The sequence below is a fragment of the Streptomyces sp. NPDC051218 genome (genome assembly GCF_044455475.1).
Classification (GTDB): Bacteria; Actinomycetota; Actinomycetes; order Streptomycetales; family Streptomycetaceae; genus Streptomyces.
On sequence record NZ_JBITEU010000022.1, the window covers coordinates 1 to 14,644 of the forward strand.

At 72.9% G+C, this 14,644-nt stretch carries 6 protein-coding genes; all 6 read right to left on the reverse strand.

Annotated features, from left to right (window positions below; translation table 11 throughout):
- A partial coding sequence (locus ACIBCK_RS38605; protein WP_399397975.1) for an SDR family NAD(P)-dependent oxidoreductase occupies window positions 1-9,785 on the reverse strand: 9,785 nt, incomplete at its 3' end.
- A 266-nt stretch (window positions 9,786-10,051) separates the two neighbouring features.
- Window positions 10,052-10,705, reverse strand: coding sequence for a response regulator (locus ACIBCK_RS38610; protein WP_399397977.1), 654 nt, complete (start codon window positions 10,703-10,705; stop codon window positions 10,052-10,054).
- Window positions 10,695-11,996 carry an ATP-binding protein gene (locus ACIBCK_RS38615; protein ID WP_399397978.1) on the reverse strand — a complete coding sequence of 434 codons (1,302 nt, stop codon included), beginning with the start codon at window positions 11,994-11,996 and terminating at the stop codon, window positions 10,695-10,697. The genes ACIBCK_RS38610 and ACIBCK_RS38615 overlap by 11 nt, the downstream gene beginning before the upstream one ends.
- A gap of 26 nt (window positions 11,997-12,022) precedes the next feature.
- Window positions 12,023-12,808 (reverse strand): ABC transporter permease, encoded by a 786-nt coding sequence (locus ACIBCK_RS38620; RefSeq protein WP_399397980.1) that lies wholly within the window; start codon window positions 12,806-12,808, stop codon window positions 12,023-12,025.
- The gene (locus tag ACIBCK_RS38625) at window positions 12,805-13,707 is read right to left on the reverse strand and encodes an ABC transporter ATP-binding protein (RefSeq protein WP_399397982.1); all 903 of its coding nucleotides are present in this window, start codon (window positions 13,705-13,707) and stop codon (window positions 12,805-12,807) included. Before ACIBCK_RS38625 ends, ACIBCK_RS38620 begins: the two co-directional genes overlap by 4 nt.
- A gap of 171 nt (window positions 13,708-13,878) precedes the next feature.
- On the reverse strand, window positions 13,879-14,616 hold the full coding sequence (locus ACIBCK_RS38630) for a class I SAM-dependent methyltransferase (RefSeq protein WP_399397983.1): 738 nt from the start codon (window positions 14,614-14,616) through the stop codon (window positions 13,879-13,881).
- Between the last annotated feature and the right edge of the window lie 28 nt (window positions 14,617-14,644).

Consider the following 14,644-nt stretch of genomic DNA (forward strand, 5'->3'; position numbering starts at 1 on the left):
TCCACCCGCGCACACACCGCATCAAAAGCATCCGCGAACACCGCAAACGCCCCGTACAACTCCCGACCCATCCCCAACCGCTGCGCACCCTGACCGGTGAACAAGAACCCCGTACGCCCAGGCGCCGCGACACCGCCTGGCGCGTTGCCGTGTCCCGCCGCCAGCGCGTCGAGTTCGCTCAGCAGTTCCTCGCGCCCCGTCCCCAGCACGACCGCCCGGTGCTCGAGCGCCGCACGCCGGGTTGCCAGAGAGAGCCCGACGTCGGCAGGCTCCTCGGCCGCGGCCGTGGCGCGCAGCCGGGCCGCCTGGGCGCGCAGTCCCTCCGGCGAGGCGCCGCTCAGCACCCAGGGCACGAGCGTGTCCGGCACCCGGGGGCCCGGGAGGGAGGCGGGCTCGTCCGGTGCCTGTTCGATCATGGTGTGCGCGTTGGTGCCGCTGATCCCGAACGACGAGACCGCCGCGCGCCGGGGTCGCCCGGCCGACGGCCACTCCCGTTCCTCGGTGAGCAGTTCCACTGCCCCCGCCGACCAGTCCACGTGTGACGAGGGTTCGTCGGCGTGCAGGGTGCGGGGCAGCACGCCGTGCCGCAGCGCCATCACCGTCTTGATGATGCCGCCGACGCCTGCCGCCGCCTGGGTGTGCCCGATGTTGGACTTCAACGACCCCAGCCACAGCGGCCGTTCAGCGTCTCGATCCTGCCCGTACGTGGCCAGCAGCGCCTCCGCCTCAACCGGGTCGCCGAGCTTCGTCCCCGTACCGTGCGCCTCCACCATGTCCACGTCGCCGGGTACCAGGCCGGCGTCGGCGAGAGCGGCGCGGATGACCCGCTGCTGCGAGGGGCCGTTCGGCGCCGTGAGGCCGTTGGACGCACCGTCCTGGTTGACGGCCGAGCCGCGCACCACCGCGAGCACGTCGTGCCCGTTGCGCCGCGCGTCGGACAGCCGCTCCACCAGCAGCACACCGGCGCCCTCCGACCAGCCGGTGCCGTCCGCGTCCGCTGAGAACGACTTGCAGCGGCCGTCGGGCGCGAGTCCCCGCTGCTTGCTGAAGTCCACGAACACGCTGGGTGTGGACATCACGGTGACGCCCCCGACGACGGCCATCGAGCACTCGCCCGCACGCAGCGACCGGGCGGCCAGGTGCAGCGCCACCAGGGACGAGGAACACGCCGTGTCCACCGTCACGGCCGGACCCTCGAGACCGTACGTGTAGGCGATCCGACCGGACACCACGCTGCCGGCGCCGCCGGTGGCCCGGTAGCCCTCGGTCTCCGGAAGGGCCTCGGCGGCAGCCGCGTAGTCGTGGTACATGACGCCGGCGAAGACGCCGGTGTCGCTGCCGCGCAGGGCGGCCGGGTCAATGCCGGCCCGCTCGAAGGTCTCCCAGGACAGCTCCAGCAGAAGCCGCTGCTGCGGGTCCATCGCCAGCGCCTCGCGCGGCGATATGCCGAACAGCTCTGCGTCGAACTCGGCGGCATCGTGCAGGAAGCCGCCGTGCCGTGCATACGTGGTGCCGGGACTTGACGGGTCGGGGTCGTGGAGGCGCGCGAGGTCCCAGCCGCGGTCGGTGGGGAAGCCGGTGATGCCGTCGCGGCCTTCCCGGACCATCCGCCAGAGTTCCTCGGGGCTGTCCACACCGCCCGGGTAGCGGCAGCTCATCGCGACGACGGCGATCGGCTCGTCCGCTGCGGCGGCGTGCCGCGAGCGCGGTACGGCCGCGACAGCGGCCGTGCCGCTCAGCTCCTCGCAGAGGTGGGCGGTCAGCGCGGCGGGGCTGGGGTGGGAGAAGACCAGGGTGGCGGCCAACCGCAGCCCGGTGGCGGCGGCCAGCCGATTGCGCAGTTCGACGCCTGTGAGGGAGTCGAACCCGAGGTCCTTGAAGGTCCGGCCGGTGTCCACGCCAGTACCGGAGGAGTGTCCGAGCACGGCCGCGACGGTCGTCCGTACCAACTCCTCGACGGCGCGCGTCCGCTCGGGCTCCGGCAGCGCGGCGAGGCCGTCGGTGTCCGCGGACGACGTGGCGGCGGAGCGGAGCACGGGGCGCGCCAGGTGCCGCAGCAGCGGCGGTACGGGTCCGTCGCCGGGGGCGGGTTCGGCGGCCATGGCCAGTACGTGAGCGGGCCCGGCGGCCACGGCCGCGTCGAGCAGCCCTACGCCCCGGGCGGGGTCGAGCGCGCCGCCCAGCGCAGCGAAGCGCGCGCGGTCCTTCGTGCCGAGTCCGGCGGCCATGCCGTCGGTCCCGCCCCACAGCCCCCAGCCCACCGCGACAGCGGGCAGGTCCTCGGCGCGGCGGCGGGCGGCGAGGCCGTCGAGAAAGGCGTTGGCCGCTGCGTACGACGCCTGGCCGGCGGTGCCGAAGGAAGCGGCCACGGACGAGAACAGCACGAAGGAGGTGAGGCCGAGATCGCGGGTCGCCTCGTCGAGGAGAGCTGCCGCATCGGCCTTGGGGCGCAGCACCGCGGCAGCGCGTTCGGAGGTCAGTGAGGTGAGCAGGCCGTCGTCGAGGACGCCCGCGGTGTGGACGACGGAGGTGATGGTGTGGTCGGCGAGTACCCGGTCGAGGTCGCCCCTGTCGGCGGCGTCACCGGCGACGACCACCACGGTGGCGCCCTGCGCGGTGAGTTCGGCGGCGAGCTCGGCGGCGCCCGGCGCCTCGGGGCCGCGCCGGCTGAGCAGGACCAGACCCGCGACCTCGTGCGCGGAGACCAGGTGGCGAGCGACGCGGGCGCCGAGCGCCCCGGTGCCGCCAGTGATCAGAACGGTGTCGTGCGGGCCCCACGGCGGGTTGGCGCCGGCCCGCAGCCGGATCGCGCGCGGGGCCAGCAGGGTGCCGGCGCGGAGGGCGGCCTGTGGTGTGTCGACGGGCAGGCCTGCGGTGAGGGCGGAGGCCGACGCGGCGGTACCGTCCAGGTCCGCCAGGCCGAACCGGCCCGGGTGTTCGGCCTGCGCGGACCTCAACAGGCCCCAGACCGCGGCGGCGGCGGGATCGACGCTCTCACCGTCAGCTGTGGCGACGGCGTTCCGGGTGACGACGAGCAGCCGGCTGCCGGAGAAGCGCTCGTCGTCCAACCAGGCGCGAACCAAGCCCAATACGGCGGTGACCGTGTCGTGCGTGCGCTGCGCGAGGGGCGCGCCGACCACGGACGGCTCCGGGCCGACGCCCACGCAGGCAAGCATCGTGCCGGGCACGGCCTCCACGTCCGCCAGGCCGGCCAGGCCGGGAAGAGGGCCCGCCGCGGTGACCGTGTCGAGCAGGTCGGTGGTGCCCACCGGTACGGCCACGAACGGCACTTCGCGCTCCCCGACACCGGCGAGGGTCCAGTCGACGCCGTAGAGCACGCCGGAGGAGGTGTCGCCCAACCGGTCGGCGGTCACGGGCCGGAAGGCGAGCGACCGCACCGTCAGCACGGGCGCGCCTGTCGGGTCGGCGAGGCGAACCGCGTACTCGTCGGCACCGAGCCGGGTCATGGTGACGCGCAGCGTGGTGGCGTCGATGGCGTGCCGGGTCACGCCGGACCAGGCGAACGGCAGCAGGGTTGCGCCGTCATCGCGGAGGAGGCCGGTGGCACCGAGCCCGTGCAGCGCGGCGTCGTACAGCACGGCCTGCGGCCCTTCGGGCAGCTCGACCTCCGCGTACACGGTGTCCCCGTCGCGCCAGGCGGCGCGCAAGCCCCGGAAGGCGGGGCCGTAGGAGAGGCCGGCCGCCGCGAGTGCGCCGTAACCGAGTGGGGTGGCCGTACCCGTGGGGTGCCATTCGCCTGTTCCGGAGATGTCCTCGGGGAGGCGGGCCTGCTCCAGGACGCCGACGGCGTGAGTGGTCCAGTGCGCTCCGGAATCGCCGTCGGGACGGCTGTGGATCTCGACTGCCTGATCGGCCACGGTCATCTGGAGCTGGACGCCGCCGTGTTCGGGCAGGACCAAGGGCTCGCGCAGGGTCAGCTCGGCGAGCCCCGGCAGCCCCGCATCAGCTCCCGCGTGGAGGGCGAGATCGACAAGGGCGGTTCCGGGCAGCACGATCCGGCCATGGACGACGTGGTCGGCCAGCCAGGGGTGGGTGGCGAGGCTGACGGCGCCGGTCCAGACCAGCCCGCCGTCGCCCGCCAGGGGCACGACGGCGCCCAGCAGCGGATGGCCGGCCGTGACCAGGCCGGCGGCGGCCAGTGCGGTAGTGGAGGACGTCTGGGAGGTCCAGTAGCGGGTGTGCTGGAAGGCGTAGGTGGGCAGTTCGACGGGGCGGGGGGCGCCCGTACCGGCGACGGACGTCCAGTTCAGCGCCACGCCGCGCGTCCACAGGACCGCGGCGGCGTGGGCGGCGGACCCGGTGCCGTCCTGGCCGCGACGCATCAGCGGCACGGCGACAGCGTCCTCCAGAAGCACCGGGACGAGGGCGGACAGGGCACCGTCGGGGCCGAGTTCCAAGAAGGTCCGCGCCTCGGGGAGCGAGGCAAGGGCGTCGGCGAAGCGGACGGGCTCGCGTATCTGACCCACCCAGTACTCCGGGGTGTCGATCGCACCCGGGGCCGTGGTGCGGACCGGGATCTGCGGGGCGTGGAAGGTCAACGACTCCGCCACAGCCGCGAACTCGGCCAGCATCGGCTCCATCAGATACGAATGGAACGCGTGCGAAACCGCCAACCGCTTGACCCGCACACCCTGCACCCGCAGCCGCTCCTCCAACCCCGCAATCGCCTCCGCCTCACCGGAAACCGTCACCGACGTAGGGCCGTTCACCGCCGCCAACTCCACCCCATCAGGCAGCGTGAGCGCCTCCTCGGCCACCTCCACCGCCAGCATCGCGCCGCCCTCGGGCAACGCATCCATCAACCGCCCACGCGCCGACACCAAGACGCAGGCATCCTCCAGCGACAACACCCCCGCACAATGCGCCGCGGCTATCTCCCCCACCGAATGCCCCACCAGCACATCCGGGGCCACACCCCACGACTCCACCAACCGGAACAGCGCCACCTCCAACGCAAACAACCCCGCCTGGGCGTAGACAGTCCGCTCCAGCTGCCCCGCGTCCTCGCCGAACACCACCTCACGCAACGGCCGTTCCAACTCCACCCGCGCACACACCGCATCAAAAGCATCCGCGAACACCGCAAACGCCCCGTACAACTCCCGACCCATCCCCAACCGCTGCGACCCCTGACCGGTGAACAAGAACCCCGTACGCCCAGGCGCCGCGACACCGTGCAGCACACCCGCCGCGTCGTGGCCCTCCGCCAGCGCGTCCAGACGGGCCGCCAGTTCCTGGCGGTCGGCGGCGAAGACGGCCGCGCGGTGGTCCAGGGGGAAGCGGGTGGTCGCCGACGACCGTGCGATCGCGGCCGGCGGTACGGGCGGTTCGGCGTCCAGGAAGGCTCGCAGCCGGGCCGCCTGGTCGCGCAGGGCGGCAGCGCCGTGACCGGAGAGGAGCACGGGAAGCGCGAGGCCGGGCTTGGGCCCTTCCTCGTCCGGGACGGCCGGTTCGGGCGCCGCCTCGATGACCGCGTGGGCGTTGGTGCCGCTGATGCCGAACGACGACACACCCGCCCGGTGCGGCCGGTCCATGGGGGGCAGGGTCACGTTCTCGGTGAGCAGCTTCACGGCGCCCGCCGACCAGTCCACGTGCGGCGTGGGCTCGTCGGCGTGCAGGGTGCGGGGCAGCACACCGTGCCGCAGCGCCATGACCGTCTTGATGACGCCGGCGACACCGGCGGCGGCCTGGACGTGACCGATGTTGGACTTCAACGACCCCAGCCACAGCGGTCGTTCCGCGTCCCGGTCCTGCCCGTAGGTGGCCAGCAGCGCCTGCGCCTCGATCGGGTCGCCCAGCCGTGTCCCGGTGCCGTGCGCCTCCACCACGTCCACGTCGGAGGGCTCCAGACCGGCCGCTTCGAGCGCCGCCCGGATGACCCGCTGTTGCGCCAGGCCGTTGGGTGCGGTCAGACCGTTGGAAGCCCCGTCGGAGTTGACGGCGGATCCCCGCAGCACGGCCAGGACGTGCTGCCCGTCGGCCAGCGCGTCGGAGAGGCGGCGCAGGACCAGCACGCCCACGCCCTCGGACCACCCGGTGCCGTCGGCCTGCGCGCCGAATGCCTTGCAGCGGCCGTCCGGGGAGAGGCCGTCCTGCCGCGCGAACTCGACGAGGACGCCGGGCGTGGCCATCAGGGTGACGCCGCCCGCCAGGGCCGTGGAGCACTCTCCCGCGCGCAGCGACTGCGCGGCCAGGTGCAGCGCCACCAGCGACGACGAGCACGCCGTGTCCACGGTCACCGCCGGGCCGTTGAACTCGAAGGCGTAGGCGATCCGGCCGGAGGCGACGCTTGCGGTCGTGCCGGTCAGCAGATAGCCCCCGGAACTCTCGGCGGGCTCGTGCATCCGGGGGCCGTAGTCTTGCGCGGTGGCGCCGACGAAGACGCCGGTGCGGCTGCCGCGCAGGTCGGCCGGTTCGGTGCCGAGCCGCTCCAGGGCCTCCCACGTGACCTCAAGGAGCAGCCGCTGCTGCGGGTCCATGGCGACGGCCTCGCGCGGCGAGATGCCGAACAGGTCGGCGTCGAAGCCCGCGATATCGTCCAGGTACCCGCCGGCCGTGGGGAGTGTGGTGTCCAGCGCGGCCAGGGACGGCTGCCAACCCCGGTCCTCGGGAAGGCCGGTCAGCACCTCGCGGCCCTCGCTCAGCGCTTCCCACAGCGCCGCGGGCGAGTCGATGCCGCCGGGGAAGCGGCAGGCCATGGCGACGATGGCGACGGGGTCGTCGGCGTCGGCGTACTCCGAGGAGGCCGTGGCGCGGGAGGGACCTGCGGCATCCTCACCCCGCAGCGTGTCGCACAGGTGGCGGGCGGCCGCGGCCGGGGTGGGGTGGTCGAAGAGGACGGTGGGCGGCAGGGTGAGCCCGGTGGCGACGGCGAGCCGGTCCCGCAGCTCGACCAGGGTCAGGGAGGCGATCCCGAGGGCCTTGAAGGTCTGCTCCGGGTCCACGTCCCCGGCGGCGGCGAACCCGCCGACCACGGCGGCGTGGGACCGGATCAGCTCCAGCACCGTGCTGCGGGCGGACTGCGGTGAGAGGGCGCGCAGTCGGTCGCGCAGTGAGCCGTCCGGAGCAGTGGCCGTATCAGGAGCGGCGTCGGTGTCCGGGGCAGCGGCGTCCCGGGCGGGCTCGCCGGAGCCGTTCCACTGGGCGGCGGCCGTGCCGGGTCTCCAGTGGCGCTCTCGCTGGAAGGCGTACGTGGGCAGGTCCACGACCGCACCCGGTGGGGCGGGCAGACGGACGTCACGCCCGTGGGCGAGCAGTTCGGCGGCGGAGCCGAGCAGCCGCGCGCGCCCCCCTTCGCCGCGCCGCAGCGAGCCGACCACCGCGGTTTCGGGCACGTCCAACTCGGCCAAGGTGTCGCGTACGGCGGCCACCAGTACCGGGTGCGGGGTGGCTTCGACGATGAAGCGGAAGTCCTCACCGGCCAGCCGCCGGACGGCGGTGGAGAACTCGACGGTGGACCGCAGGTTGCGGTACCAGTAGGCGGCGTCCAGGCCGGCCGTGTCCGTCCACTCCCCGGTGACGGTGGACAGGAACGGCAACTCGGACGTACGGGGTTCGATGCCCGCGAGCGCGGTCAGCAGCTCTTCGTGGATCAGTTCGACCTGCGCCGAGTGCGAGGCGTAGTCCACCGGAATCCGCTTGGTCTCGACGCCGTACGACACGCACCGGGCCGCGAAGTCGTCGAGGGCGTCGCCAGGCCCCGAGACCACGACCGCGGTGGGTCCGTTGTCGGCGGCGATCGAGAGCGCGGGCGCGTCGTCAAGCCACGGGCGGACCTGTGCCACCCCGGCCTGCACGGACAGCATCCCGCCCTGTCCGGCCAGGGCGCCGATGGCGCGGCTGCGGAGTGCGACCACTTTGGCCGCGTCCTCCAGCGACAGCGCGCCCGCCACGCAGGCCGCGGCGATCTCGCCCTGGGAGTGTCCGGCGACGGCGTCGGGCACGACCCCCAGCGACCGCCAGGTCTCGGCCAGCGCCACCATCACGGCGAAGAGCGCGGGCTGCACCACGTCGACCCGCTCCAGGGTGGGCGCGCCGTCGACGCCGCGCAGGACGTCCGTCAGCGAGAAGTCGGTGTGCGGGGCGAGCGCTTGTGCGCAGGCGTGAATCGTACGGGTGAACACCTCGTCGGTGTCGAGGAGTTCGGCGGCCATGGCGGGCCACTGCGAACCCTGCCCGGAGAAGATCATGGCCAGCCGTCCGGTGCGCGCGGTGCCCTCGCTGATGCCCGTCGCCGGCAGTCCGGCGGCCACCGCGCCGAGCTGCGTGAGGAGCTGCCCCTGGTCCTCGGCGAGGAGCACGGCGCGCCGGGCGAAGCGCGTGCGGGTGGTGGCCAGCGAGTGCGCCACGTCCGCCACAGCCAGGTCGGCGCCCTCCACCGCGTCCTTCAGCCGGGCGGCCTGGGCGCGCAGCGCCTGCGCGGTGTGGCCGGAGATCAGCACGGGCACGGGGAGAGTACTCCCGCCTGCGGCCGGAGCCGGGGGCTCGGTGGCCGGAGGGGCCGCCGGCTCGGGTGCGGGGCCCAGCACCAGGTGGCAGTTGGTTCCGCCCATGCCGAACGCGCTGACTCCGACGAATCGCTCGCCACCCAGCGGGGTCGCCTCGGTCTCCACCCGCAGGTTGAGCCGTTCCAGCGGGATACCGGCGGGCGCGGAACGGAAGTTGAGGCTCGGCGGCACGATGTTCCGCTCGACGGCGAGCGTGGCCTTCAGCAGGCCTGCGATGCCGGCGGCGCCCTCGAGGTGCCCGATGTTGGTCTTCACCGAGCCGACCGGCAGCGGCGCGGTGCGTGCGGCGCCGAGTGCGGCGCCGAGTGCCGCGGCCTCGACGGGATCGCCGACCGGGGTGCCGGTGCCGTGCAGTTCGACGTAGGCGACCGCGTCCGGGGCGATCCCGGCGCGGGCGTGTGCGGCGCGGATGACGGCCTCTTGGGCAGCGGCGCTGGGCGTGGTGAGGCTGGGGCCGCCGCCGTCGTTGTTGACGGCGCTGCCGCGGATGACCGCGTGGATCCGGTCGCCGTCGGCGAAGGCCCGGGCCAGCGGCTTGAGTACGACGACGGCACCGCCCTCACCGCGTACGAACCCGTTGGCGCGTTCGTCGAAGGTGAAGCAGCGGCCGTCCGGGGAGAGCCCGCCGAAGCGCAACGCGGAGACGGTGCTGTCGGGGGCCAGGATGAGGTTGACGCCACCGGCGAGCGCCAGCTCGGATTCGCCGCGTGCCAGGCTCTCGCACGCGAGGTGGACGGAGACCAGGGAGGAGGACTGGCCGGCGTCCACGGTGAGGCTGGGGCCGTGCAGTCCGAGGGTGTAGGACAAGCGGTTGGCGATGAGGCCACGCTGCAGCCCCGGCATGGAGTGCCGGTCGATGCCCGCGTCACCTTCGCGGTGCAGGAGGGCGGCGTAGTCGTCCCAGATCGCGCCGAGGAAGACGCCGGTGCGGCTGCCGCTCAGGTCGGCGGGGATGTGCCGGGCGTCCTCCAGCGCCTCCCAGGCGAGTTCGAGAGCGAGCCGCTGCTGGGGGTCGGTGGCGGCGGCCTCGCGCGGGGAGATGCCGAAGAAGCCGGCGTCGAAGTCGGCGGCCCGTTCGATGAATCCGCCGCGCGCGGCTCCGGGAACGCGTACGCGGTCGGAGGGGGTCTCGGTGATCGCATCGGTCCCCGCGGCGAGCAGGTCCCACAGCGGTGCCGGTCCGGGCGCGCCGGGCAGCCTGCACGCGTACCCGATGATCGCGAAGGCCTCGGAACCACCGGTGTACGTATCCGACATGAATGCCCCGAAATCACTTGATGGCGAGTTCGCCGGACCCGAATCCGGCCGGCTGCCGGGGCAAGCGGTTACGCGCCCACCGTGTTCCGGCCGCTCTTCCTCGACTGAAGCACTCCGACGCTAGCCAGGGGCCCGACGAGCGGCCAACCCCTAGCCTTCGTGCCGCCGCCCCTGACCAGGTGACTAGGGGGCGGTTCCGCGGCCCGGCTCAGGGGTGTACGAGGCGACTGATGGCATGGCGAGGGGCACTGCGCCGATGCCGGCGGTCAGCCGAGGATGCCCCGCTGGTATGCGGCCGACACCGCCGCGGCCCGGTCCCTCGCGTCCAACTTGCTGTAGATGTGGGACAGATGCTTCTTGACCGTCGCCTCGCTGACGAAGAGCTCACGAGCGATCTCCCGGTTCGACGCGCCGCGCGCCACCTGCTCGAGCACCTGCAACTCCCGCGCGGAGAGCGTGTCGTCGACAGGCGGCGCTGCGGGGCCGCGCACCGCCGTGACCAGGCGTGAGGCGACCGCCGGGGACAATACGGTGCGGCCCTCCGCCGCCGCCCGGATGGCCGCGAACAGCTCATCGCGCAGCGCGTCCTTCAGCAGGTACCCCGTCGCCCCGGCCTCGATCGCGGGAAGGGTGTCGGAGTCGGTGTCGTAGGTGGTGAGCACCAGCACGCGGGCCCGTGCGCCGCGCCGGGTCAGCTCGGCGATGGCCTCCACGCCGCTGCCGGCCGGCATACGCAGGTCCATCAGGACGACGTCCGGGTCCACGCGCAGCGTCATCTCCACCGCCTCCGTGCCGCCGGACGCCTCTCCGAGCACGGTGAAGCCGTCCGCGGGCTCCAGCATGCCGCGCAGGCCGTCGCGCACCACCGGGTGGTCATCGACGATCAGCAGGGTGATCGCACCGTTGTTCTCAGCGTTCATAGGGCACCGACGGTACGCGTGCGGAGACGGCAGTGCCCAGGCCCGGCTCGGACTCCACGGTCAGATCCCCCGCGAGCCGCTCCGCGCGGGCACGCATGCCCTCAAGCCCGAACCCGGACGCGGTGTCGCGCTCCGGCAGGACGGACGGGTCGAAGCCGTGGCCGTCGTCGCGCACGTCGAGCACGACCTCCTCGCCCATGTAGGACAGGGTCACGCCGACCCGGGTGGCCTTCGCGTGGCGTGCCGCGTTGGACAGCGCCTCCGCCGCGATGCGCAGCAGCGTCGCCTGCACCTCCTCATGCAGCGGCTTGTCGGAGCCGGTGAGGGTGAACTCGGCGTGCACACCGGTGCGTTCGGACCAGCCGATGACGGTCTTCTTCAGCGCCTCGGGCAGGTCGTCATCGGCCAGCGCGATGGGCGCGAGGTTGGCGACGGCCCGGCGTGCCTCGCCGAGGCTGTGGCGGGCCAGCTGCAGGGCTCGTTCGGCGTGGACGCGGGCCGCCTCCTGTTCCCGGGTGTCGGTGACGACCTGGAGCTGGGTGATGACGCCGGTCAGGTCCTGGGCGACGGTGTCGTGGATCTCCGCCGCCAGCCGGCGGCGCTCGTCGGCGATCCCGGCCTCCCTTGCCTGGAGCAGGAGTTGGTCGTGCAGGGCGGCGTTCTCCACCAGGGCCCGCTCCAACGCGACGTTGGCGTGCTCCAGCTCGCGGATGGTCGCCGCCCGCTTCCGGGCGCGGTCCTCCTCCTTCTCCGCGTCTTGCTGGACGGTCAGGAAAATGCCCGTGTTGATGGCGACCAGCAGGCCGTAGAACACCCAACTCGCCGTGTCGTCGGGCGGCAGGCCTCCGATCTGCGCGCCGGCGATCGTCGCGGCGGTGGCCAGCACGCCGAGGGGAACCCAGCGGCGGGGCACCAGACGCTCGGTGTCGAAACATCCGGCCGCGGCATAGAAGGCGCAGAACGGGTTGAACCAGGCCAGGCCGAACGCCAGGGCCGAGCGCAGCGCGTAGTACGTGGTGCCGGCCGCGCTGGGGCCGGGCCGGCTGCGTGCTGCCACCCGGTCCCACCACAGCTGCAGGACGATCGCGGCGACGGCGAGCATCCCCGCCGCCCACCAGTCGGCGCCGCCCATGCCGACCAGGGACGAGGTCGCCGCGGCGAGCACGAGACTGACGCCAAGGAGGACGGGAGGGCTGAAGCGGAGGAGTAACCGCGGCTGCGCGTGGTGTGCGGCCTGCGGTTCGGTGACCGGGGGGGATGCGTCGGGTGCCACGCCCTCAGTGTCGGCCATGGCGCCCGGCGCGCGTGACACGTTCGTCACTCCCAACGGAACCAGCGCGCGGCGGACGCGGAAAGGACCAGCGTCCACAGTGCCAGTACGCCGAGGTGGATCCAGTCCGGCCAGTCGCCGGCGGTGGCCTGGTTCAGGGCCTGGGCGGCAGCGCCGAAGGGCAGCGCCTCCACGATGTTGGCCATCAGGTCGGGCATCTGCTGGATGGGCATGTAGACGCCGGCTGCGAGCATCGCGGGGAAGAACACCGAGATGCTGACCGCCTGGGCGATCTTCGTGGTGGGAGACAGCGCGGAGATCAGCGCACCGAGCGCCAGTACGCACACCACCGCGAGCAGCAGGGTCAGGAGATAGCCCACGACCTGGCTCGGCAGGGCGACGTCGGAGAAGACGCGCCCCACCGCCAGGGTGAGCACGGCGGAGATCAGCGAGGCGGCGGCGTGCAGTCCCACCTGGGCGCCGAGAACGGCGGTGGGGCGCACGGGGGTGGTGGACATCCGGCGCAGGATGCCGCGCTCGCGGTAACCGGTGATCACCGGAGGCATGGCCATCAGACCAGCCATGATCATCGAGAGGAGCACGGCGACGGGCACGTAGGCCTCGACGGTGGAAAGGCCGCCGATCTCGTCCTTGGGCTCTGTCATGGACGGGATGAAGCCGAGGATCAGCAGCAGCAGCGTGGGGAAGGCCATGACCCAGAACACCGAGCCGGGCTCGCGGAAGAACAGGATCAACTCGGCGCGCAGCACGGCCCGCCCGGGACGAGGCGCGGTGGTGGTGGTAGATACCGGGGGTGCAGTGGCGGCGCTCATGCTTCGGCTCCCGTCAGGTCGAGGAAGGCGTCATCGAGAGTGGAGTCGGTGACGCGCAGCTGGTGGGCGCTCACCCGGTTGCGGGCGAGCAGGCTGATCACCGCGTTGACGGTCTCGTCGGTGCCGGCGAGGGTGACCCTTCCGTCGCGATGCGTGACGGAGGCGAGGCCCGGCAGGGCGGCGAGGACGTCTTCCTCCAGCGGGCGGGAGGGGGTGAAGGAGATGACGGTGCCGCTCGCGGACTGCGCCACCAGACCGGACGGGGTGTCCAGTGCGGCGACCCGCCCCCGGTCGAAGATCGCGACCCGGTCGCACAGCCGCTGTGCTTCCTCCATGAAGTGCGTGACGAGGAGGATGGTGACGCCGCTCGCCCGGACGTCCTCGATCAGCGACCACACCTCGCGCCGCGCCGCCGGGTCCAGGCCGGTCGTCAGCTCGTCCAGGACGACGACCCGGGGGTTGCCGACCAGGGCGAGCGCGATGGCCAGCCGCTGCTTCTGGCCGCCGGACAACTGCGCGAAACGGGTATCGAGCTTCTCGTCCAGGCCGAGACGCGCGGCCAGGGTGCGCCAGTCGGCGGGGCGGGGGTAGCAGGCGGCGTACAGCTGGAGTGCCTCGGTGACGGTGAGCTTGCCCTGCAGCTCGCTCTCCTGCAGCTGAGCGCCCACGATGAGTGTCGTCCGCGCGCGGTCGGCGACCGGGTCAAGGCCGCACACGCGGATCGTGCCGCCGTCGGGAACGCGCAGTCCGAGGATGGATTCGACGGTGGTGGTCTTGCCGGCGCCGTTGGGGCCGAGGACCCCGAAGATCTCGCCCTCCTCCACCGCGAGGGAGACGCCGTCCACGACGGGGCGTCCGCCGTAGCTCTTGCGCAGGTCGTTCACTTCAATGAGGGTCATGTCCCCACAGTGCCGGGCGGGGCCGGACCGGCACATCACCCATCGCGCTCGCAGGGGGTCATCCGATCGGTTACTCCCCTAGGTCAACCGATCGGATGCCCCCCTTACACCCCCTACCTCACAACCCCTACGACCCTGACATGGCCTCGGGGCAGGGGGGGGCGGGACCGGTCAGGCCGCGGGCGCGGCGGTCCCCACGAACAGGCCACGCGGTGCGAGCGGGTGCTTCACGTACTCGACCTCGCACCCCGCGCGGACGAAGGCGCTCTCGTACTCTTCGTGGGTGAACAGCGTGGTGCGGTGCACGTCGGAGAAGTGCGTGACACCGCCCTCCGCCGAGGCCACCAGATAGTGCACCTCCATGTGGCTGACCCCGCCGTCCCGGACAGAGTGGGAGACGCGGACGTAGGTACGCCCGCCCGACTCGACCGTGTCGGTGCCCACGTAGCCCTCCAGGAAGTCCTCGGGAAGCCAGAAGGGTTCGATGACGATGACGCCGCCCGGCGAGAGGTGACGGGCGAAACTGCTGAGTGTCGCGCTGAGTTCATCGATGTCGGCGCAGTACGCCACCCCGCTGAAAAGGCTCACCACAGCACCGAAGGTGCGGTCGAGGGCGAAGTCGCGCATGTCGCCCCGGTGGATGGGGACCCCGGTGTTCCTCCGGGCCAACTGCACCATGTCCTCGGACAGATCCAGGCCCTCGACGTGCCCGAACGAGTCGGCGAAGCGCGAGAGATGGTCGCCGGAGCCGCAGGCGACGTCCAGCAGCGAGTCGGCCTCCGGCAGCCGGTCCCGTATCAGGGACGTCACCAATGCGGCCTCGCCCGCGTAGTCCTTGCCCCGGCCCCGGTAGAAGGCCTCGTACATCTCGCCGCGGTCGTAGATGCTCTCGTGCTGGTCAACCGTCACGCGTCTGCTCCTTGTGGTCGTTCGGTCG

Bases quoted from the DNA above. Each gene is read 5' to 3' on its own strand.
- ACIBCK_RS38615 (WP_399397978.1), bottom strand. From the start codon at position 11,996: ATGGCCGACACTGAGGGCGTGGCACCCGACGCATCCCCCCCGGTCACC.
- ACIBCK_RS38610 (WP_399397977.1), bottom strand. From the start codon at position 10,705: ATGAACGCTGAGAACAACGGTGCGATCACCCTGCTGATCGTCGATGAC.
- ACIBCK_RS38625 (WP_399397982.1), bottom strand. From the start codon at position 13,707: ATGACCCTCATTGAAGTGAACGACCTGCGCAAGAGCTACGGCGGACGC.
- ACIBCK_RS38620 (WP_399397980.1), bottom strand. From the start codon at position 12,808: ATGAGCGCCGCCACTGCACCCCCGGTATCTACCACCACCACCGCGCCT.